Source organism: Geodermatophilus telluris (assembly GCF_900102745.1).
GTDB classification, from domain to species: Bacteria; Actinomycetota; Actinomycetes; order Mycobacteriales; family Geodermatophilaceae; genus Geodermatophilus; species Geodermatophilus telluris.
Map to the genome: position 1 here is coordinate 123024 of NZ_FMZF01000003.1, position 21183 is coordinate 144206.

The following is a 21183-nucleotide window of genomic DNA, read 5'->3' on the forward strand; positions in this document are numbered from 1 at the left end:
GCTCAGGGCGCCTGCACGGGCCCCGTGGCGAGCACGTCGGCACGGTGGTCGAGGTAGTACCGCAGCCCCTCCTGGGCCACGGTGGCCGCGTCGCCCTTGCGGGCCTCCGGCGCCTGCACCAGCGAGGTCACCACGATCTCGGGGGCGTCGCTGGGAGCCGCCGCCGTCATCCAGTAGTCGTACTCGTCGGGGCCGAGGCCGCCGTCCTGGGCGGTACCGGTCTTGGCGCCGACCGGCGCGGGCAGGGTGCCGAGGCGGGTGGCGGTCCCGCCGGTCACGACCTGGCGCATCCCCTCGCGGACGGGGCCGAGCGCGTCGGCGAAGGGCAGCGGCGCCGGGGCCGGCGCGGGGACGGCGGTCCAGCTCCCCTCCGCGCCGACCGCGAGGCCGAGCCGGGGGGTGACCAGGGCGCCGGTGGCGACGGCCGCCGTCCACCGGGCGTTCTGCAGCGGCGTCACCTGGATCTCGCCCTGCCCGATGCCGAGGATGACGGTCGACCCGCCGTACCAGGTGCCGCCGTCGGCCGCCACGGACTCCGGGGTGCCCAGGTAGCCGGCCGACTCCCCGGGCAGGTCGATGCCGGTCGGCTGCCCCACCCCGAGCGCCGCCGCGGTCTCGGCGATCGCCTCCGCGCCTAGCGCCAGCGCCAGCTTGTAGAAGTAGACGTCGTTGGACCAGGCGATCGACTCGACGAGGTCCATCGGCCCCATCGGCTTCCAGTTGCCGAACGTGTGGCCGCCGTAGGTGAAGTCGGCCCCGGTGGGCACGGCCCGGTACGGGTCGAGGACGCCGTGGGCCTGGTTGGCCGCGGCCACCACCAGCTTGAACGTCGACCCGGGCGGCAGCGCCGCCTGGGTGGCGTGCTCCAGCGTCGGGGAGCCCGGCGCCTCCGCCAGCGCCGTCAGCGCGCCCGTATCGGCCGGTGGCCCGTACACGCCGTTGTCGAAGGACGGCGCGCTCGCCATCGCCAGCACCTGCCCCGACCGGGGGTCCATCGCGACGGCGGCGGCGACGTGCCCGTCGGCCCGCCGCTGGGCGTCCAGCGCCGCGACCAGCCCGTCGTACAGCTGCCGCTGCAGCCCCAGGTCGAGGGAGAGCCGCAGGTCGGCACCGGGCACCGGCGCCACCCGCTCGGCCAGCGCGACCGGCACGCCCGACGGGTCGACGTAGAGGCACTGGCGGCCGTTGACGCCGCGCAGCACCGCGTCGTACTGCAGCTCCAGCCCGGCCCGCCCGACGAACTCCCCCGCCGGCAGTCCGGCCCAGCGCTGCTCGGACTCGGGCGTGGCCACCCCGACGAAGCCGAGCACCGGCCCCAGCGCCGCGCCCTGCGGGTAGGACCGGCGGGGCTCGGGGACGACGAGCACGCCGGTGATCCCGGCGGCGGTCACCGCCTCGCCGGTCGGGCGGGGCACCTCGGCCACCGGCAGCGAGAGGGTGGTGGGCTCCGCGGCGTCGATCTCGGCCTGCAGGTCACCGGGCACGCGGCCGGTCAGGGCGGCCAGCCGGTCGACGGCCGACGGGGTGTCGCGCAGCAGGGCCGGCACGACGAGCACCCGGTCCACCCCCGTGCCGGTGGCCGAGGCGTCCACGGCGAGGGGCGTGTCGTGCCGGTCGGTGATCGCGCCGCGGGGGGCGGGCAGCCGGACGCAGCGGGTCATCTGCTCCTCGCCGGCCAGCGTCAGCTCCTCGCCGCGGGTCACCTGCAGCCGCCAGCCGTAGACGCCGAAGGAGACCAGCAGCGCCGACAGGGCCAGCGCGGCCAGCCGGACCAGCCGCGGGCGCCTGCTGCGCCGGCCGGACCGCGCCCACAGCCGCCGGCGGGCACCGTCGCGGCGGACGCCGAGGACCACGCCGATGGCGGCCAGGTGCACCACCAGCGCCGTCCCGCCGTAGCTCAGCAGCGGGAACGGCACGCCGGCCAGCGGCAGCAGCCCGAGGTTGGCGCCCACGGAGACGACGGTCTCCACGCCCATGAGGACGGCCAGCCCGCCGGCGACGAGGGCGCCGTGCGCCGTGCGGGACCGCCGGCTGGCCAGCGCCAGCCGCCACACGAGGACGACGACGGCGAGCACCACCCCGGCGCCGGCGACCAGCCCCCACTGGCCGACGAGGCTGGCGGGGGCGAGGTCGGTGTGCCCCTCCGGGAGGTACTCCGCGCGCAGCTCCCGGAGCGGGTCGCCGCTGCGGCCGAACAGCCCGGCGGAGCCCAGGGTGATGTGCGCCTGGCGCAGCGCCCAGCCCGAGCCGGTCGGCGACTCGTGGGCGCCGACCAGGAAGGTGCCCAGGCGCTGCAGCTGGTAGGGCTGCAGCAGGCTGATCATCAGCGGTGCGGAGACCGCGACCGCGGCCACCAGCGGCACCAGGAAGCGGGCGGGCACCCGTCCGATGACCAGCATCGAGCCGGTGAGGACGACGAGCAGCATCGTCGTGCTCAGGTCCGGCTGCAGCAGCGTCAGCCCGGTGGGCGCGGCAGCCAGCAGCACGGCCAGCGCGAAGCGCTGCCAGGCCGGCCGGCCCGAGCCGAGGACGCCGGCGAGGACCAGCAGCAGCCCGAGCTTGGCCAGCTCCGAGGGCTGGAAGGTGAACGGGCCGACGACGATCCAGCGGGTGGCCCCCTTGGCGGACACGCCCGTCACCAGGACGCCGACGAGCAGCACCACGGCCGCGCCGTAGGCGACCCGGCCCAGGACGTCGAGGTAGCGCACCCGCACCCGCCAGCACGCCGCCAGGGCGACGATCCCGCCGACGGCGATGGCCGCCTGCCGCCCCGCGAGCTCGGTCTCGCCGATGAGCACCAGGTTGGCCAGCCCGAGGCCGACCAGGGCGAGCGCGGCGACGACGGCGAGCAGGTCGAACAGGGCGCTGCGGCGGTCCCGGCGCTCCTGCCGGGTCCGCCGCCGGCGACCGGTGTCCTCCCCCGGCTCGTCGGCGGTCTCCGGCGCGGCCCACAGGACGCGGCGCTGGCGGCGGGTCCACCGCCGGCTGCGCTCCTCGTCCACCGGCCCGCCGGCGTCCCACCCGTCCCGCACGCCCGTCCCCCCGTCAGCCGGTCGGTGCGTCGGTCCGGCAGGAGCCCACGGACAGCGGGGCGGACGCCGCGGCGGCGGGCTCCTCGGTGACGGCCAGCACCGCCACGGCGGGAGCGGCGGGCAGCGCGACGACCCCGACGGCCTCGGCCCGCGTGCCGGCGGCGGGGACGGCGACCGACCCGCCGGGCGCGGTCGACGTGGCGCCGGTGCAGCGGTCGACGAGGGTGTAGGTCCAGCTCACCTGCCGTTCCCCGCTGCCCGGCACGAGGCGCACCTGCACCCGCACGGTGCACGGCGCGCCGGGGGTGCAGGCGGCGAGGTTGCGCAGGTCGACGGCGGCGACGTCCCCGGCCGCCGCGGGCGCGGGCGGGGTCACCGGCAGGCCGTCGGGTTCCGGCGCGGCCGTCGGCTCGGCGCCGCTGCGGCCGGCGTCGAGCAGCACCTCGACGTCGGCGGCGATGTCGTCCCGGAGCACCACGACCTCGACGACCACCACCGCGCTGAGGAGCACCACGGACAGCAGCCACCCGCCGACCCGCCGCCACCCGCTGCCCGACGGCTCGAGGGAGGACCGGCGCGCCGGGACCGCGCGCCCCGGGGTCGCCGGAGGGAGGGCCCGTGCCGCTGCCGGGCCGGCCACGACGGCCCGCACCAGCGCGGCGAGCTCGGCGCGGACGGCGGCGCGGTCGGACCCGCGGGCCGCCTCCTGGAGCCGTTCGGCCGCGGCGGGGACGCCGGCCACCGGCAGGTCGGCCGCGGCGGCGTCGAGCCGGGCCAGCAGGTCCGCCGCCGCGCCCTCCGCCGGGCGGCCGCGGGGCCGCGCGGCCGCCGCGGTGCTGGCGAGCAGCTCGGCCAGGGCCGCCGGGGAGAGACCCGCGGTCGGGTCGAGGTGCACCCGCCCGTCGGTGTCGACGAGCACCCGGTCGAGCGGGTCGGGACCGCCCGCCCCGGCGTCCTCCGGGGCGCCCGCGGCCTCGGCCAGCAGGTCCGCGCCGAGCTCGACGGCCTGCGCGGGCGTGAGCCGGGCCAGGGCCGTCAGCCGGGCGAGCCGGACACCGGTGGGGTCGGGGTGCGGCGGGCCGTGCGGGCCGGGAGGGGGCGGGACGTGGTCGGGCGCGGGCTGGTGGGGTGCGGGCAGGTCGGGTGCGCGGTGGTCCTGCTCCTGCGCGCGGCGACCGGACGCCCGGTCGATCGTCAGGTCCGCCACCCGCCGTCACCCCACCGCGTCCGCTCCCGGGCTGTCAGGGGGCCCAATCTGGGACACCGGACCCGCGGCTGTCACCCGGTTCCGGCGCGCCGTCGGGCGGTTTCCCGGCGCGTCGCGACCACGGGCCCGGTGCACCTCCGACGGAGGTCCCGCCCGTCCAGCAAGCCGCGTAACGAACGGCGCGGACGGCGGACTCCGGGTGCATGACGCGCACCTCGCCGCCGGCGCTGGTCACCACGCGGCACAGCTGGCACCTCGTCGCCGAGCACGTCCTCGCCGCCGGGCAGTTCGCCGCCTCCGGCACCGTCCGGCTGCGCCCGCACCCCGGCGGCCTGGCCACCACCGCGGGGGTCGGGGGCCGGCAGCTGGCCGTCGTCGGCGACCGGCTGGTCGTCACCGACGGCGGCACCCGGCACCAGCACCCGCTCACCACGCTCGGCCGGGCGGCGGAGGACGCCGGCGTCGCCCTCGGCCTGCGCGGCAGCTACGCCCCGGCCACCGTGCCCGACCCGGACGCGCCGCTGCCGGTCGACGCGGCCGCCGCCCACCGGCTGGCCGGCTGGTACGCCCTCGGCGACACGGCCCTGCGCCGCCTCACCGCCGGGCTCGGCGCCCCGGCCGAGCCGGTGCTGTGGCCCGAGCACCTGGACCTCGCGCTCACCGTCGACGCCGTGAACCTCGGGGTCTCCCCCGGTGACGACGCGACGCCCGAGCCGTACCTCTACGTCGGCCCGCACGAGGGGCCCACGTCGGGCGACCCGTTCTGGAACGCCCCCTTCGGCGCCCTGGTCGGCGCCGACCGCATCCGCACCCCCGACGACGCCGTCGCCGCCTTTTCGGCGGGACGGGACCGGGCACTCACCGACAGGAGCAGGACGTGAAGGGTCTGCAGGGCAAGACGGCACTGGTCACCGGCGGCAGCTCGGGCATCGGGCAGGCCATCGCCATCCGCCTCGGCGAGGAGGGCGTCGACGTCGCGATCAACTACGTCGGCGCGCCCGAGGGCGCCGAGGAGACCCGGGAGGCGATCGAGCACGGCGTCGAGATGTGCGTGAAGGAGATGTCGGCGGCCGGCACCCACCCGATCCTGGTCGCCGCCGACGTGTCCTCCGAGGACCAGGTCGGCGCCATGTTCGAGCAAGTGCACCGCGAGTACGGCCGGGTCGACCTGCTGGTCAACAACGCCGGCATCCAGGTCGCCGCCGACAGCGAGGAGCTCGACGTCGCCGCCTTCGACCGGGTGCTCGCGGTCAACCTGCGCGGCGCGTTCCTGTGCAGCCAGCAGGCGATCCGCGGCTGGCTGCGCGCGGGCTCCCCCGGCTGCGTCGTCAACGTGTCCAGCGTCCACCAGGTGATCCCGAAGCCGCGGTTCGTCGGCTACTCGGTGTCCAAGGGCGGCATGCAGAACCTCACCCGCACCCTGGCGCTGGAGTACGCCGCGCGCGGCATCCGCGTGAACGGCATCGGCCCCGGCGCCACGGTGACCCCGATCAACCGGTCGTGGATCGACGACCCGGTCAAGCGGCAGATGGTGGAGAGCCACATCCCGATGCGGCGCGCCGGGGACGCCGAGGAGATGGCCGCGGTGACCGCCTTCCTCTGCTCGGACGAGGCCGCCTACGTCACCGGGCAGACCGTCTTCGTCGACGGCGGCCTGACGCTCTACCCGTCGTTCGAGACCACCTGGTCGTCGGAGTGACGACGCTGCACACCCCGCCGTCGGCCGAGGAGCGGACGGCGGGGTGGTTCCCCTCGCGCTGGGGCCCCGACGACGAGGCCGGTGCGCTCAACGAGATCACCCCCGAGGTCGTGCGCGCGGCGGTCGGGCTGGTGCGCACCGGCCGGGTGCTCGACCTCGCCCACGTGCTGCACGCCGACGTCCCCGCCTTCCCGGGACGCACGTTCCGCTCGTACCTGACCACGAACGCGCACTTCGTCAACCGCCGCCGGCCCGGCGGCGGCCCCGGGGGCTGGGGCCGCAACGCGGTGAACTGGGTGGTCGAGCAGGTGACCGCCACCCAGCAGATGGGCACCCACGTGGACGCCCTCAACCACCTGCAGGTCGGCGACCGCACCTACAACGGGCACCGGATCGCCGACGTCGCCGAGGAGTGGGGCACCAATCGCCTCGGCGTCGAGACGCTGCCGCAGGTGGTCACCCGCGGCCTGCTGCTCGACGTCGCCGCGGTCCGCGGGGCCGACGCCCTCGGCCCCGGCGACGTGGTCACCGTCGCCGACGCGCAGGCCGCGCTCGGCGACCGGTCGCTGCGCCCGGGCGACGCCGTGCTGGTCCACACCGGCTGGGGCCGCCTGTGGGGCGAGGACCCCGGCCGCTACTCCGCCGGGGAACCGGGCCCGGGGACGGCGCTGGCCGGCTGGCTGGCCGAGCACCGCGTCGCGCTCACCGGCTGCGACACCTGGAGCTACGGGCCGGTCCCGCCCGAGGACCCCGACGAGCCCTTCGTCGTCCCCCAGACGCTCAACGTCCGGCACGGCGTGGTCGTGCTGGAGAACCTGCGGCTGGCCGAGGCCGCCGCGGCCGGGCTGCGCGAGTTCTGCCTCGTCGTCAGCCACGCCAAGCTGCGCGGCGCCACCGGCGCCTGGGTCACGCCCCTGGCGATCAGCTGAGTCGCCGTTCCCCGAGGAGGTCACCATGGCCCAGCACGTCGACGTCGTCGTCATCGGGTCGGGAGCCGGCGGTGGTGCCGTCGCCTGGGCCCTGGCTCCCACGGGGAAGCGGGTCCTGGTCCTCGAGCGCGGCGACTGGCTGCCGCGGGAGGTCGAGAACTGGGACCCGCGGGCGCTGTGGGCGGACCGGCGCTACGCCAACAGCGGGCAGTGGACCGACGCCGCCGACGGGCGCCGGTTCACCCCCAAGCAGCACTACTACGTCGGCGGCAACACCAAGTTCTACGGCGCGATCCTCTACCGCTTCCGCGAGCGGGACTTCGGGCCCGTGCAGCACGTCGACGGCGTCTCGCCGGCCTGGCCGATCACCTACGCCGACCTCGCGCCCTGGTACGACCGCGCCGAGCAGCTCTACCAGGTGCACGGCACCCGCGGCGAGGACCCCGACGAGCCGCCGGCGTCCGGTCCCTACCCCTGGCCGGCGATCAGCGACGAGCCGCGGATAGCCCAGCTGCGCGCCGACCTGACCGCCGCCGGCCTGCACCCGTTCTCCCTGCCGAACGGCATCCTGCTCGACGAGGCGCACCCGCAGCTGTCGGCGTGCGTCCGATGCGCCACCTGCGACGGGTTCCCCTGCCTGGTGCACGGCAAGGCCGACGCCGAGGTGATGACGGTGCAGCCCGCGCTGCGGCACCCGAACGTGACCCTGCGGACCCGCGCGCGGGTGGTCCGGCTGGAGACCGACGCCGCCGGCCACCGGGTGTCGCGGGTCGTCGTCGACCGGGACGGCGAGCGCGAGGAGTACACCGCCGACGTCGTCGTCCTGGCGGCCGGGGCGATCAACTCCGCCGCGCTGCTGCTCGCCTCGGCGTCCGACCGCCACCCCGACGGCCTGGGCAACGGCTCCGGGCACGTGGGCCGGCACCTCATGCTGCACAACAACTCCGGGCTGGTGGCGTTCTCGAAGACGCCGAACCCGACCCGCTTCCAGAAGACGATCGGGGTGAACGACCTCTACTGGCGCGACCCGTTCGACCCGGACTGGGAGTACCCGGTCGGCTCGATCCAGATGAACGGCAAGAGCGATGCGGTGCTCATCGGCTTCGACGTCCCCGACGCCCGGGACCCCGCCGACCTGGCCCGCCACTCGATCGACTTCTGGCTCACCACCGAGGACCTCCCGCTGGACGAGAACCGGGTGACCCTGGACGCCGACGGCGGGATCCGGCTGGCCTACCGGCGCACCAACGCCGCCGAGGTCGCCCGGCTGCGGATGCGGCTCACGGGCCTGCTCGACGCGATCCGCTGCGAGCAGGACGTGTACGACAACCGCCAGTACGCCGGCGGGCAGCTCGGCATCGGCGGCGTGGCACACCAGAACGGGACGATCCGCTTCGGCCCGGACCCGGCCACCGCGCCGCTCGACCTCGACTGCCGGATGCACGAGGTCGAGGACCTGTACGTGGCCGACTCCTCGTTCTTCGTGTCGAGCACCGCCGTCAACCCGACCCTGACGATCATCGCGAACGCGCTGCGGGTCGCCGACCGGGTCGCCGAGCGGCTCGGGGTCCCGTCCGCGGCGCGCGCCGTGCCGCAGCCGCGGACGGAGCCGGCGCCGGAGTCCGCCGGGGCCGCGACGGCCTGACCGCGCAGGACCTCCCGAGGGACCTCCCGCGACGAGTCGTGCTCTGCCCACGGGGGGTGGGCAGAGCACGACGTCCCGGTCACGGACGGTGGGTCCCGGTCACGGACGGTGGGTCCCGGTCACGGACGGTGGGAGGTCCCCCCTCGGGGGGAGGTCAGGGCCACCCGCCAGCGTCAGGCCGGTGGCCGTCCCGGCACGCTCTGCGCCCGGCGCGGCGCCGGCACCCGGCCCGCTTCCGGGCCTGCCGCGTCCACGTCCGGGCCGGCCCGCCCGAGCAGGCCCAGGGCCAGGACCGGGTAGACCAGCACCGACAGCAGGCCGGCGCAGACCAGCGCCGCCCCGGTCACCGGGTCCAGCCGGCCGGTGGCCTCGCCGATCTGCACCGCGGTCACCAGGAAGGGCAGCGAGGTCGCCTGCAGCAGCCCGACCGCGGCCGCGCCCCGCCGGCCCAGCGCCGGGACGTGCAGCAGCGCGGGCAGCCCGCGCACCAGCAGCAGGACGGCGAGGAACACCGGCACCCGCAGCAGGGCGCTGGGCTCCTCGACCAGCCCGCGCAGGTCCAGCCGCACGCCGCTGGAGACGAAGAAGACCGGGATCAGGAAGCCGAAGCCGAGCGCCTCGAGCTTGGTGCGGAAGTGCGGGTGGGTGGCCGAGTCGCGGTCGAGGACGCCGACCAGCGCGCCGGCCAGGAACGCACCGAGCAGCAGCTCGAGTCCCAGCCGCTCGGCCAGCACGACGAAGGCGAACAGCAGCACGACCACCAGCCGCACCCGGATCTCCGCCGTCGTGTCCTGCAGCCGGACCAGGACGTCCCCCAGCCGCATCCCCATCCCGACCCGGCCCAGGACCACCGCGAGCACCGCCACGAGCACGCCGAGGCCGGCGAGCACGGCCGCCGTCGTCCCGGCTCCCCCGCCGGAGGTGGAGAACAGCAGGGTGAGCAGCACGATGGCGGAGAAGTCGGCCACCGAGGCGCCGGCGATCGTGGTCTGCCCGACCGGCGAGGTCACCGCCCCGGCGTCCTTGAGCACCGGGACGACCAACCCCAGGGCGGTGGAGGTCAGCGCGACGGCGAGGAAGAGCGGGCTCGCGGTCCAGCCGAGGGTGTGCGCGCCCAGCCCGACGAGCACGGCCAGCGCGAGGCCGACCGCGTAGCCCAGGCCGGCGGTCCCCAGCGACCGCCCGCGCAGCCCGCGCAGGTCGATCTCCAGGCCGGCGAGCAGCAGCAGGAACGCCAGCCCGACGAGGGCCAGCACCTGCACCGGCAGGTCGACCTCGACCCAGCCGAGCACCGACGGGCCGAGCACGACGCCGGCGACGATCTCCAGGACCACCGACGGGACGCGCAGCCGCGGCGCCCAGCCCAGCGCGAGCGGCACGGCCGCGGCCACCGCGGTGACGACCAGCAGGTTCGTGAACGACACGTCGGGCACGGTGGGCTCCTCAGATCCCCGCCGCCTCGAGGGCGTGCAGCCACACCTCGGCGACGGTCGGGAAGGACGGGACGGCGTGCGCGAGGTCGGCCAGCGGCACGCGGGCGACGAGCGCGACCGTGGCCGAGTGCAGCAGCTCCTGCACCCCGCTGCCGGTGATCGTGACGCCGACGAGGACGCCGGCGGCGTCGTCGACGACCAGCCGTGTCGTCCCGCTGAGCCCCTCGCCGAGTACGTAGGAGCCGGGGACCTCCCCGGTGTCGACGTCGACGACGCGGACGGTGAGGCCGCGCTCCCGCGCCTGCGCGGCGGTCAGCCCGACGGCGCACACCTGCGGGTCGGTGAAGGTCACCCGCGGGACGGCGTCGCGGCTGGCCCGGTCCCGGGTGTCGCGGCCGGTGACCACGTCGGCGGCGACGCGCGCCTGGTACTTGCCCATGTGGGTGAGCGGCGCCAGCCCGGTGCAGTCCCCGACGGCGTACAGCCACTCGCCCGGGACGCCGGCGGCGCGCATCCGGTCGTCCACCTCCACCGGGCGTCCCGGCTCCAGCCCGACCGTCTCCAGGCCGAGGTCGCCGGTCCGTGGGCGGCGGCCGGCGGCGACGAGCACCTCGTCGGCGGCCAGCTCCTCGCCGGTGTCCAGCGTCGCGCGCAGCGGCCCGTCGGAGCCCTCGCGGCGGACCGCGGTGAGCCGCGCACCGAGCCGGACGGCGATCCCCTCGGCCTCGAACGCGTCCCGCACCTGGTCCCCGGCGAACGGCTCCTCCCGGGCGAGCAGGCGGTCGGCGCCCTCGACGAGGGTCACCTCGGCCGCGCCCAGCCGCCGGAAGGCCTGGGCCAGTTCCAGGCCCACGGCGCCGCCGCCGAGCACCAGCAGCCGCCGGGGCACCTCCTTCGCCGCGGTGGCCGACCGGTTGTCCCACGGGCGGACGTCGGCCAGCCCGGGCACCGGGGGCAGCACCGCCGGGGACCCGGTCGCGAGCACCACCGCCCGGCGCGCGGTCACGGCCGGGCCGCCCGCGACCTCGACGCGGCGCGGCCCGGCGAGGCGGCCGGTGCCGCGCAGCAGCCGGACCCCGTGGTCGGCCAGCCACCGCTGCTGCCCGACGTCGTCCCAGGACGAGGTCATGGCGTCGCGGTGGGCGAGCACCGCGGCGACGTCGGGCGGTGCTCCGGCCCCGACGCCGGGCACCCGCGCCGCCGCGGCCCGCACGTCACCGGGCCGCAGCAGCGTCTTGCTGGGGATGCAGCCCCAGTAGGAGCACTCGCCGCCCACCAGCTCCTGCTCCACCAGCACGGTGTCCAGCCCGCGGTCGGCGCAGCGGCCGGCCGCCACCTCCCCCGCGGGACCGCCCCCGACCACGACGACGTCGACCTCGAGCACCTCGAGCACCTCGAGCACCTCGAGCACCTCGGACACGCGGACCTCCTCGACCGGTTCCCGTCCCGTCCGTCCCACGCCGCGGCCGGGCGTTACGCGTAACGGCACCCGGGTCGGCGCGACTGCACAGGCACGACCGCCGACCCCGGGAGACCGCCATGAGCTCCACCCCGATCGCCGACCTCGCCTTCCTCTCCGACCGGCACTCCTGCGCCCTGGTCGACCGCACCGGCACCGTGGAGTGGTTGTGCTTCCCGCGCTTCGACGGCCCGGCGGTGTTCGCCCGCCTGCTCGACGACGACGCCGGCCACTGGTCCGTGCACCCCGACGGCGACTGGACGGCGGCCCGCCGCTACGCCGGCCGCTCGCTGGCGCTGGAGACCACCTTCCGCACCGCCGGCGGCGAACTCGTGCTCACCGACGCGCTCGGGCTCGGGCCGGACAACGGCGGCCACCGCATCGGCACCGACGCCCCGCACGTCCTGGTCCGCCGGCTGGCCTGCACCGCCGGCGCGGTCGACGTCGTCGTCGAGTACCGGCCGCGGCCCGAGTACGGGCTGATCGTGCCGCTGCTCTCGCACCTCGACGGCGGGGTCGCCGCGCGCGGCGGCGCCGACTGGCTCGTCCTCACCCTCCCGGGGGCCGCGGCGCTCGAGGACGGGCAGGCCACCGCCCGGCTGCGGCTGCACGCCGGCGACGTCGTCCACCTCGCGCTGCAGCGCAGCACCCTCGGCGACCCCGAGCCCGCGCACGTGTGGTCCCAGCCGGAGCTCGCCGCGCTGCTCGACCGCACGCTGGAGGCGTGGGAGTCGTGGAGCGCGCTGCACCAGACCTACGACGGTCCCTGGGCCGACCTGGTGCACCTCTCGGGCCGGGTGCTGCAGGGCCTGTCCTACCAGCCCAGCGGCGCGGTGGTCGCCGCCGCGACGACGTCGCTGCCGGAGGGCGTGGGCGGGGAGCGCAACTGGGACTACCGCTACTCGTGGGTGCGCGACGCCAGCTTCACCATGGAGGCGCTGTGGGTGGCGGCCTGCCCCGACGAGGCCGAGGACTTCTTCGCCTTCATGACCACCGCCGGCGCCGGCGGCATCGGCCCGGACACCTCGCTGCAGATCATGTTCGGCGTCGCCGGCGAGCACGACCTCAGCGAGCGGACCCTCGGCCACCTGCGCGGCTGGCGGGACAGCCGGCCGGTGCGGGTCGGCAACGGCGCCTGGGACCAGCGCCAGGTCGACGTGTACGGCGAGCTGCTGGGCGCCGCCGCCCGGCTGCGCGACCAGCTCCCCGGGCTCGACGCGGAGACCCGCGCGTTCCTCGCCGCCTGCGCCGACACCGCCGCCGTCCGCTGGCGGGACCGCGACCAGGGCATCTGGGAGGTCCGCGGCGAGCCACAGCACTTCCTGTACTCGAAGGTCATGTGCTGGGTGGCGCTGGACCGGGCCATCGTGCTGGCCCCGCAGCTGGGCTGCGAGGACCGGGTCGACGCGTGGCAGAAGGCCCGCGAGGAGATCCGCGACACCGTCCTGCAGCAGGGCTGGAGCGAGGAGGCCGGCGCCTTCGGCCAGTACTTCGGCTCCACCGCGCTGGACGCCTCCAACCTCATGCTGCCGATCGTCGGGTTCCTGCCGGCCGACGACCCGCGGATGCTCGCCACCATCGACGCGATCGCCGACCGGCTCACCGACGACCGCGGGCTGGTCTACCGGTACCACACCGAGGAGGGCGTCGACGGGCTGGCCGGTGAGGAGGGCACCTTCCTGCTGTGCACCTTCTGGCTGGCCCAGGCCCTCGCGCTGGCCGGGCAGGTGGAGCGGGCGCGGGAGGTCTTCGAGCGGGCCGTCGGCTACGTCGGTGACCTGGGCCTGCTGGCCGAGGAGGTCGACCCGGCCACCGGCGAGCTGCTCGGCAACGTGCCGCAGGCGTTCAGCCACATCGGCCTCGTCAACGCGGCGTGGGCGATCGACCAGGCCGAGCAGGCCCGGAGGTGAGTGCCCTGACGGGACCTCCGTCCCTGACGCCGCCGCCCCTCGCTCACCAGGATGGCCGCAACGTCCTCCCGTCCCCGGTCGTCGTGGTGCGAGGAGCAGGTCCATGCAGCAGCAGCCGGGGCTACCGGCGGTCGTCGCCGCCGTCCGGGAGGGCGGCAGCGACGCCCAGGCGGAGCTGCTCGGCCGCCTGCGGGCCGGCGACCGGCAGGCGTTCGCCGAGCTGGTCGACGCCTGGTCGGGGGTGCTGCTGCGCGTGGCGCTGCTGTACGTGTCCACCCGGGCCTCCGCCGAGGAGGTCGTCCAGGACACGTGGCTCGCCGTGATCGGCCAGCTGGACCGGTTCGAGGGCCGGTCGTCGCTGCGCACCTGGGTGTTCCGGATCCTGGAGAACCAGGCCCGCAGCCGCGGCAGCCGGGAGGCCCGCACGGTGCCGTGGTCGACCGCCTTCCTCCCCGACGGCGACGGGGCCGACGGCGGCCCGACCGTCGACCCGGCGCGATTCCGCGGCAGCGAGGACCGCTGGCCGCGGCACTGGACCGACGCCGGCCTGCCACGGCCGTGGCAGCCGCCGCCGGAGGAGGCCGTGGTCGCCGGCGAGGTCCGCCGGGAGCTGCGGACGGCCCTCGCCGAGCTGCCCGAGCGGCAGCGGACCGTGGTGGAGCTGCGCGACGTCCTCGGCCTGACGTCGGAGGAGGTGTGCGAGCGGCTCGGGATCAGCGCCGGCAACCAGCGGATCCTGCTGCACCGGGGCCGCGCGCGGCTGCGGGCGCGGCTGGAGGACGTGTACCGCGGGGCACGGGGGGAACCGGACGATGGTGGCTGAGAACCCGGCACCGGCACCCCGCGCCGCTGCCGACGACGTCCTGGAGGTCGCCTGCCAGGAGTTCGTCGAGCTGGTGACCGAGCACCTCGAGGGCGCGCTGCCCGAGCCGGTCGACCGGGCGGTCCGCGCGCACCTGGAGCTCTGCGACCCGTGCGTGGTCTACCTCGAGCAGGTCCGCAGCACGGCCGCCGCGCTGCGGACGCTGCCCCTGCCGACGCTGCCCGCCGCGGCCCGCGAGCGGCTGCTCGACGTGTTCACCGCCCTGCACGGCGACCCCGCGGAGGGCGGCACCGGCTCCTCCTGACCACCACCACCGGTCCCGCGCCCCGGCGGCGCCGCTCCGGGCCGGGACGGGACGCACCCTCCGGCAGGGCCGGAGGACCCTGCCTGGCGACGCGCGGCAGGACTGCACTGGCCGGGTGAGCACCCGCACCGTCCCGGAGGGCCGGGCGGCCCCCGGCACCCGCCCGGGAGCCGGTCCCGTGCGGTCACGCCCGCAGCGGCTGACGACCGACCCGGTGCGCGTGGCGCTCGGTCTCGTGGTGCTCGGCACCGGCGTGCTCATCGCGCGGCGGGGTCAGCTGCCGGTCCTCGAGCGGGACCTGTTCCGACTCGTCAACGACCTGCCGGCCGCCGTGCTGCCCGCCGTCTGGGTGGTCATGCAGCTGGGCAACGTGCTCGCCGTCCCGGTGCTGGCGGTCGCGGCCGCCCTCGGACGCCGCCTCCGCGCCGCGCGCGACCTCCTGGTGTCGGGGCTGGCCGCCTACGTGGCCGCCGACCTGGTGAAGGCCCTGGTCGGCCGGGAGCGCCCCGGGGGCCTGCCGGTCGGCGCGGTGCTGCACGAGGGTCCGGCCGGTGGCGCCGGCTTCGTCTCCGGGCACTCCGCGGTGGCCGCGGCGCTGGCCACGGCCGCCGCCCCCTACCTGACCCGGCGGGGCCGCCGGGTGGCCTGGACCCTGGCCTGGACCGTCGCGGTGGCGCGGGTCTACGTGGGCGCGCACCTGCCCCTGGACGTCGTGGGGGGCGTGGCCCTCGGCTGGGCGATCGGCTCGCTGGTGCACTGGCTCGCCGGGGTCCCGACGCGGCAGGTGCGGCCCGCACGGGTCGAGGCGGTGCTGCGGCGCTTCGGGCTGCCGGTGACCGGCGTGGCGCCCGCCGCGGTGCGGGCCCGCAGCTCGCAGCCCTTCGAGGCGGTCGACGCCGACGGGCGCCGGCTCTACGTCAAGTACCTGGCGCCGGACAGGCACGAGCGCGACCGGCTGTACCGGTGGTGGCGGGTCTTCGCCGTGGGGGACGTGAAGGACGCCGACGCCCTGGCGCCGCTGCACCACCAGGCCGAGCACGAGGCGGTCGCCGCCCTGACGGTCGAGCGGCGCGGGGTCCGGGTGCCCTCGGTGCTGCTGGCCCGCGGCGCGGACCGGGACGCCGTCGTCGTCCAGGAGTACGTCGTGGGCCGGCCGCTCGACGAGCTGGCCGCCGGCGAGCTCACGCCGGGCCTGCTCCGCGAGGTGTGGGGGCAGGTCGCCCGCACGCACGCCGCGCGCGTCGCGCACCGCGACCTGGTGGCCGCCAGCGTGCTGGTGGACCCCGCGGGCCGGCCGTGGCTGGTCGACTTCGGCAACGCCCGGACCGGCGCCACCGACGACGAGACCGCCGTCGACGTGGCCGAGCTGCTCGCGTCGTTGGCCGCCGCGCCCGGCTCCCCGGCCGAGCCGGCCGTGCTGGTCGCCACGGCGGTCGACGTCCTCGGCGACGCCGCCGTCGCGGCCGCACTGCCCTCGCTCACCCCGCTGGCGCTGTCGTGGGAGACCCGGCGGCGGCTGCACGACGACCCCGCCCGGCTCCGCGCGGTGCGGACCGCCGTCCACGCCCGACTGGACCTGCCCGACCCGGACCGTCCCGCCTTCCCGCCCGCGGGACCGGCCGCACGGGTGCTCGTGACCGCCGGGTGTGCCGTGGCCCTCGCGGGGCCCGTGCTCGTCGCCGGGGCGGGGGCCACGGCCGGCAGCATCGGCCCCCAGGGCTGGCGGTGGCTGGGCGGTGCCCTGCTGCTGGCCGGGGCGGCGTCCCTCGCCCGCGCGACCGCCGTCCGGCACGCCGCCGACCGGCGGGTGTCGGTCGGCCGGGCACTCGTGCTCACCCTCGTCGCGCGCAACGTGGGGCTGGTCCGCGGCCGCGACGGCGAGCGCCGGGCCCGGGCGCGGCTGCTGGAGCGCGCCGGGCTGCTGCCGCCGGACGCGCACGCGGCGGCGGTCCGGACGGCGCTGGCCGGCCTCGGCGGGTCGGCCGTGGTGGCGGTGACGGCACTCGCGCTGGCCGCCGTCGACGGCTCCGTCCCCACCTGGCGGTCCCCGGCCACGGTCCTGGCGGCGGCCGCCACGGGCGCGGCCGCGTGGGTGCTGACCGGCGCCGGGCAGCTCGCGGCCCGCCGCGCCGGCTCCGACCCCGCCCCGCCGCGGGTGCCGCGGCCAACGGGGCCGCGCGAGGACCGGGCGGCCCTGTTCGGCTGGGCGGCCCTGGCCACGGCGCTCGAGGCCACCGTGCTGGCCTGCGCGCTGTACGCGGCCGGCGGCCGGGTACCTGTCCTCGCCGTCGTGGCCGGCTACGCCGCCCTGCGGCTGCTGTGGACGGCGCTGCCGGCGGCCGGCCTGCCCGGCGCGCCGGAGGTCCTCCTCCTGCTGCTCCTCGGGGGACTCGGCACACCGGTGGCCGCCGCGTGCGCCGCCGTCGTCGTCACCCGCTCGCTGACCACCTGGCTGCCGGCCGCCGTCGGCCTGGCGATCGACCGGCGGGCGCGCCCCCACGTGCTCCCCACCTCTCCGTGACCCGGCGCGCCGGGCCGGTCGCCCCTCCGCCCACGCCGCCTCTCCGGGTGCGCCGAGGGCACGACGCCCCTGACCTGCGGTTTCTGTCGTACCCCGGTCGTAGGTTCGGTTCGTGGAGCAGATCGGGGAGGACGTGCCGCCGTGCGAGGGTGATCTCCTCGGCCTGCTCGTCGCCGAGCGGCCCGAGCTGCGCCGGCTGCCGGCCGGGCTGCTCACGCGTGAGCACAAGGCCGCCGAGCTGGAGCACGTCGCCGTCCTGAAGGCCCGGCTGGCCGCCTACGAGGCGGAGCTGGTGCTGGGGCTCGCCGACGAGACTCCCGACGATCTCGACCCGCCGTCCGGTGGCACTTCCACATGACCGCCGACGGCGTGCTGACGGTGACCGCCCCGTCGGGCACCACCCGCGCGACGCGTCCACCGGGCGTGCGACCACTACCGCCACCCGCCCAGAGCCCACCACCGGAGGACCCGGCCGACCCCGACGACGAACCGCCGCCGTTCTGACCGAGCGGCCACCGGCGGACCAGCCGCTGAGGGTGCGGACGCGACGCCGGCGGCTCGGGGACGGGGTCAGTCGTGACGGCTGCGCGTGCCGTCCGGTCCGGCCGGGTGTCCTCGGCCGGCCCGCACCAGGTCGAGGAAGTCACCGACGCGCACGTGCTCCTCGAGCGGGTGCCGGAAGTGCCGGTCGTGGACGACGACGTAGCGGTCGTGGCGGCCGGCCTGCTCCCGGACGACGTAGCCGGCGCGCTCCAGGTCCGCGACGATCATCTGCACCGACCGCTCGGTGATCCCGACCCGCGTGGCGACGTCCCGCACGCGCACCTCGGGGTCCATCGCCAGGCTGACGAGCACGTGCCCGTGGTTGGACAGGAAGGTCCACGCCGTCGTGGAGGCGGTCATGCGGTGCAGGCTACGGACGGCCCCGGCCGCCGCGGGCGAGCCCGGGCGCCCCGGGTCGGCCGCGGGTCGGTAACGACCCCTCTCCGTTCCTTGACGCCGCGTCGAGCGGGGACGCACGATGCGCCCTCCGTGCCACCTGCACTCCGACGACGACGTCGAAAGGGCCCACCCGTGCGCTCCTCCTCGAAGGTCCTGGTCACCTCAGCGGTCTGCCTCCTCGCCACCGCGTGCACGGGACAGTCGTCGTCCTCCGGGGGTGACGGCGGCGGCGGGGACGGCGAGCGGCTGGTCTACCTGGTCGAGCAACTCGAGGACGCCGACTCGCTGAGCCGGCTCGAGGACCACCTGGCCGACTTCACCGAGTCCTCGGGCATCGAGGTCGAGGTGCAGCAGCTCGACATCGACACCATGCGCACCGTCCTGCAGACCCGGCTGCGGGCCGAGGACGGCCCGGACGTCATCAGCTGGGGCTCGGGGCCCTCGTTCGCCGGGGCCCTCGCCGAGGCGGGGCTGCTCTACGACCTCACCGACGCCTACGAGGAGAACGGCTGGGAGGTCTACGACTTCGCCAAGGAGCGGGTCACCTACGACGGCAAGGTCTACGGCATCCCCGGGGAGATGGAGACCGTCGGCCTCTTCTACAACACCCAGGTCCTCGCCGACCTCGGCATCGAGCCGCCGCGGACGCTCGACGACCTGCGCGCCGCGTGCGAGGCGATCAGCGCGGCCGGCGTGGTCCCCATGGCCTTCGGGGACCAGGACGCCTGGCCGGGCAGCCACCTGCTGAGCATGGCGCTGTCGAGCGCCGTGGGCGCCGACGGCATGGAGGCGCTGCTCGCCGGCGAGGGGTCCTGGGAGTCGCCGGAGGTCGTCGACGCGCTGACCTTCTGGCAGGAGGCCAACCAGAACGGCTGGCTGGGCGAGTCACCGGTGTCGATCGACTACGACACGATGACCGCGCAGTACCTCTCCGGCGAGGCGGCGATGATCCCCACCGGCAGCTGGTTCATCAACGACCTGGCCGTCGGCGCCGACTTCGAGTCCGGCTACGTGCCCTTCCCCGCCCCGGACGGCGAGGGCGTCTTCGCCGCCGGCCTCGGTTCCGGCCCGCTGATCAGCGCCAACACCGACGACCCGGAGGGGGCCATCGAGCTGCTGGACTTCTTCGCCTCCGAGGAGCACGGCGAGTGGTCGGTGGAGAACCTGCAGACCATCCCGCCGCGGCCGGTCGACACCGAGGGGCTGGAGATCGAGCCGCTGCTCGCCCAGGTGCTCGACGACGTCTCCACGCTGTCGGAGGGCGGCGGCCAGCTCGGCTACAACATCGACGTCCTCATGCCCGAGGCCTTCAACGAGGCGATGTTCGACGGCATCCAGGCGCTGCTCACCGGCCAGTCGACCCCGGCCGAGGTGGCGGCGGCGATGCAGGCGGCGTCCCAGGCATGAGCCGGGGGACGGTCGCCGTCCGCGGCCGGGGGCCGGCGTGACCGCCGCGCCGGCGCCCGCCGCGGCACCGACGGTCCCCGGGCCGCGGCGGGGGCGCCGGGCGCGGTCGGGGGTCTCCGAGGCCACCCGGCGCCAGCAGGCGCGCCTCGGGGTGCTCCTGGTCGCGCCGGCCGTCGTCCTCATGTCGGTCTTCCTCGTCTTCCCGGTGCTCAACGCCGTCTACTACGTCTTCGTCGACTTCGACGGCCTGGACACCACCCCGCCGTTCGTGGGGCTGGACAACTTCACCGAGCTGGCCCGGGACCGGGACATGTGGGCGGCCGCCTGGAACAACGTCATCTGGATCGTCCTGGGCACGATCGGTCCCCTCGTCCTGGGGCTGGCGATGGCACTGCTGCTGTGGGGTGTGCGGCGGGGCTCGACGTTCTACCGGGTCGTCTTCTTCCTGCCCTACGTGCTGCCGCAGGTCGCGGTCGGGGTCGTGTGGGGCTGGATCTACGCGCCCACCCGCGGGTGGCTCAACCGCGGCCTCGAGGCGGTCGGGCTCGGCGGCCTGGCGCGGGGCTGGCTGGGCGACCCGCACACCGCGCTCTACGCGGTGCTCGGGACGGCGATCTGGACGGCCACCGGGTTCGTCTTCGTGATCGTCCTGGCGGCGCTGCGCAACGTCGCCGCCGAGCTCGTCGACGCCGCGATGCTCGACGGCGCGAGCTACCTGCAGCGGCTGCGCTACGTGGTGCTGCCGCAGATCATGCCGGTGTTCCTCATGGTCACCGCGCTCACGCTGATCGGCGGCTTCGCCGTCTTCGACATCGTCTTCGTGATGACCGGGGGCGGCCCGGCGAACGCCACCGAGGTGCTGGGCACCTACGCCTACAGCAACGCCTTCCAGCTCAGCCGGATCAGCTACGGCACCACCCTGGCCCTGGTGGTCACCGCGCTCGCCGTGCCCGTGGCGGTGTGGCTCAACCGGCTGCAGCGGCGGGCCTCCACCGAGGGGCTCGGCGCGTGAGCCGGCGGGGACGGGCCTACGCGCCCGGCCGGCCGGGGATCGGCCGCCACCTGACCCTGGCGCTGCTGGCCCTGATCACCCTGTTCCCGGTGGTCCTGGTCGTGTCCACGACCCTGAAGAGCACCCAGGACGTGCGGGCCAACCCGTTCGGCCTGTTCAGCTCCTTCTCGCTGGAGAACCTCGACACGGCCTGGACCGTCGGCGACTTCGACAGCTACCTGCTCAACAGCGTCCTGCTCAGCGTCCCCAGCACGCTGATCGTCGTCGTCGCCTCGACCATGGCGGGCTACGCCTTCGCGCGGCTGCCGTTCCCCGGGCGCACCGTGGCGTTCTACCTGGTGGTCTTCGGGCTGCTGGTGCCGTTCTTCGCCTACATGGTGCCGCTGTACTTCCAGATGCGGTCGATGGGCCTGCTCGACAGCCTGATCGGCGTCAACCTCGTGCTGGCCACGACGCAGCTGTCGTTCGGCACGTGGTTCATGCGGGCGTTCTTCGCCGACCTCCCGACCGAGCTGGAGCAGGCGGGCCGGATGGACGGCGCCAGCGAGTGGCAGTTGTTCCGGCAGGTGATGGTGCCGCTGGTGACCTCCGGCATGGGTGCGCTGGCGGTGTTCACCTTCCTGCAGCAGTGGAACAACTTCCTGGTGCCGCTGCTCTACATGCCCGGCGGGGGCTACCGGCCGCTGACCCTGGGCCTGTACCTGTTCATCGGCGGGCGGTCGGTCGACATCGGCCCGCTCGCCGCCGGCACGCTGATCACCATCCTCCCGGTGGTCGTGCTCTACGTGGTCCTGCAGCGGCAGGTGACCGCGGGCTTCCTGTCCGGCGCGGTCAAGGGCTGACCCGGCCGGCCCCCGGGG

Annotated in this window: 17 protein-coding genes; 12 read left to right on the forward strand and 5 right to left on the reverse strand. The window is 76.4% G+C overall.

The window, feature by feature from the left end:
• Window positions 1–2 precede the first annotated feature (2 nt).
• Both BLQ97_RS11050 and BLQ97_RS11055 read right to left on the reverse strand, forming a co-directional pair.
• Window positions 3–3032 carry an FtsW/RodA/SpoVE family cell cycle protein gene (locus BLQ97_RS11050; RefSeq protein WP_245692077.1) on the reverse strand — a complete coding sequence of 1010 codons (3030 nt, stop codon included), beginning with the start codon at window positions 3030–3032 and terminating at the stop codon, window positions 3–5.
• A gap of 13 nt (window positions 3033–3045) precedes the next feature.
• Window positions 3046–4239 (reverse strand): hypothetical protein, encoded by a 1194-nt coding sequence (locus BLQ97_RS11055; RefSeq protein ID WP_091365941.1) that lies wholly within the window; start codon window positions 4237–4239, stop codon window positions 3046–3048.
• Between the two features lie 203 nt (window positions 4240–4442).
• Between BLQ97_RS11055 and BLQ97_RS11060 the strand changes: the two genes are divergently transcribed.
• The 4 genes from BLQ97_RS11060 to BLQ97_RS11075 are packed head-to-tail and all read left to right on the forward strand — an operon-like array spanning window position 4443 to window position 8512.
• Window positions 4443–5120 carry a hypothetical protein gene (locus BLQ97_RS11060; protein WP_091365942.1) on the forward strand — a complete coding sequence of 226 codons (678 nt, stop codon included), beginning with the start codon at window positions 4443–4445 and terminating at the stop codon, window positions 5118–5120.
• A complete protein-coding gene (locus BLQ97_RS11065; RefSeq protein WP_091365943.1) occupies window positions 5117–5938 on the forward strand; it encodes a glucose 1-dehydrogenase in 822 nt (273 codons plus the stop codon). Before BLQ97_RS11060 ends, BLQ97_RS11065 begins: the two co-directional genes overlap by 4 nt.
• Window positions 5935–6867 (forward strand): cyclase family protein, encoded by a 933-nt coding sequence (locus BLQ97_RS11070; protein ID WP_175471685.1) that lies wholly within the window; start codon window positions 5935–5937, stop codon window positions 6865–6867. Before BLQ97_RS11065 ends, BLQ97_RS11070 begins: the two co-directional genes overlap by 4 nt.
• A 25-nt stretch (window positions 6868–6892) precedes the next feature.
• Complete coding sequence (locus tag BLQ97_RS11075; protein ID WP_091365945.1) at window positions 6893–8512, forward strand: GMC oxidoreductase; 1620 nt, start codon at window positions 6893–6895, stop codon at window positions 8510–8512.
• A gap of 173 nt (window positions 8513–8685) precedes the next feature.
• Here BLQ97_RS11075 and BLQ97_RS11080 read toward each other — a convergent pair whose 3' ends face one another.
• Both BLQ97_RS11080 and BLQ97_RS11085 read right to left on the reverse strand, forming a co-directional pair.
• Window positions 8686–9945, reverse strand: coding sequence for a cation:proton antiporter (locus BLQ97_RS11080; protein ID WP_091365946.1), 1260 nt, complete (start codon window positions 9943–9945; stop codon window positions 8686–8688).
• 10 nt (window positions 9946–9955) lie between these two features.
• A complete protein-coding gene (locus BLQ97_RS11085) occupies window positions 9956–11365 on the reverse strand; it encodes a dihydrolipoyl dehydrogenase family protein (protein ID WP_217637150.1) in 1410 nt (469 codons plus the stop codon).
• A 119-nt stretch (window positions 11366–11484) separates the two neighbouring features.
• Here BLQ97_RS11085 and BLQ97_RS11090 point away from each other — a divergent pair, with 119 nt between their 5' ends.
• The 5 genes from BLQ97_RS11090 to BLQ97_RS11110 all read left to right on the forward strand — a co-directional run bounded on the left by BLQ97_RS11090 (window position 11485) and on the right by BLQ97_RS11110 (window position 17320).
• Window positions 11485–13314, forward strand: a complete 1830-nt coding sequence (locus BLQ97_RS11090; RefSeq protein ID WP_091365947.1) for a glycoside hydrolase family 15 protein — start codon at window positions 11485–11487, stop codon at window positions 13312–13314.
• Window positions 13315–13417: 103 nt separating this feature from the next.
• On the forward strand, window positions 13418–14137 hold the full coding sequence (locus BLQ97_RS11095; protein ID WP_091365948.1) for an RNA polymerase sigma factor: 720 nt from the start codon (window positions 13418–13420) through the stop codon (window positions 14135–14137).
• Entirely contained in the window at window positions 14127–14441 is a 315-nt protein-coding gene (locus BLQ97_RS11100; RefSeq protein ID WP_091365949.1) for an anti-sigma factor family protein, read from the forward strand. The genes BLQ97_RS11095 and BLQ97_RS11100 overlap by 11 nt, the downstream gene beginning before the upstream one ends.
• 115 nt (window positions 14442–14556) lie before the next feature.
• Window positions 14557–16962: a phosphatase PAP2 family protein gene (locus BLQ97_RS11105; protein ID WP_091365950.1), complete on the forward strand. Its 2406-nt coding sequence runs from the start codon at window positions 14557–14559 to the stop codon at window positions 16960–16962.
• Between the two features lie 112 nt (window positions 16963–17074).
• Window positions 17075–17320 carry a hypothetical protein gene (locus BLQ97_RS11110; RefSeq protein ID WP_091365951.1) on the forward strand — a complete coding sequence of 82 codons (246 nt, stop codon included), beginning with the start codon at window positions 17075–17077 and terminating at the stop codon, window positions 17318–17320.
• 212 nt (window positions 17321–17532) lie between these two features.
• On the opposite strand, the gene BLQ97_RS22905 is transcribed toward BLQ97_RS11110, so the two are convergent.
• Complete coding sequence (locus tag BLQ97_RS22905; RefSeq protein WP_139173583.1) at window positions 17533–17865, reverse strand: winged helix-turn-helix domain-containing protein; 333 nt, start codon at window positions 17863–17865, stop codon at window positions 17533–17535.
• Window positions 17866–18036: 171 nt separating this feature from the next.
• On the opposite strand from BLQ97_RS22905, the gene BLQ97_RS11115 reads away from it, so the two are divergent.
• The 3 genes from BLQ97_RS11115 to BLQ97_RS11125 are packed head-to-tail and all read left to right on the forward strand — an operon-like array spanning window position 18037 to window position 21165.
• Window positions 18037–19311 (forward strand): ABC transporter substrate-binding protein, encoded by a 1275-nt coding sequence (locus tag BLQ97_RS11115; RefSeq protein ID WP_175471686.1) that lies wholly within the window; start codon window positions 18037–18039, stop codon window positions 19309–19311.
• Window positions 19312–19348: 37 nt separating this feature from the next.
• Window positions 19349–20323, forward strand: a complete 975-nt coding sequence (locus BLQ97_RS11120) for a carbohydrate ABC transporter permease (RefSeq protein WP_091365953.1) — start codon at window positions 19349–19351, stop codon at window positions 20321–20323.
• The gene (locus BLQ97_RS11125) at window positions 20320–21165 is read left to right on the forward strand and encodes a carbohydrate ABC transporter permease (protein ID WP_091365954.1); all 846 of its coding nucleotides are present in this window, start codon (window positions 20320–20322) and stop codon (window positions 21163–21165) included. Before BLQ97_RS11120 ends, BLQ97_RS11125 begins: the two co-directional genes overlap by 4 nt.
• The last annotated feature ends 18 nt before the right edge of the window (window positions 21166–21183 follow it).

Coding starts and splice junctions, on each gene's coding strand:
- BLQ97_RS11100 (WP_091365949.1), top strand. CDS start 14,127: ATGGTGGCTGAGAACCCGGCACCGGCACCCCGCGCCGCTGCCGACGAC.
- BLQ97_RS11095 (WP_091365948.1), top strand. CDS start 13,418: ATGCAGCAGCAGCCGGGGCTACCGGCGGTCGTCGCCGCCGTCCGGGAG.
- BLQ97_RS11090 (WP_091365947.1), top strand. CDS start 11,485: ATGAGCTCCACCCCGATCGCCGACCTCGCCTTCCTCTCCGACCGGCAC.
- BLQ97_RS11075 (WP_091365945.1), top strand. CDS start 6,893: ATGGCCCAGCACGTCGACGTCGTCGTCATCGGGTCGGGAGCCGGCGGT.
- BLQ97_RS22905 (WP_139173583.1), bottom strand. CDS start 17,865: ATGACCGCCTCCACGACGGCGTGGACCTTCCTGTCCAACCACGGGCAC.
- BLQ97_RS11060 (WP_091365942.1), top strand. CDS start 4,443: ATGACGCGCACCTCGCCGCCGGCGCTGGTCACCACGCGGCACAGCTGG.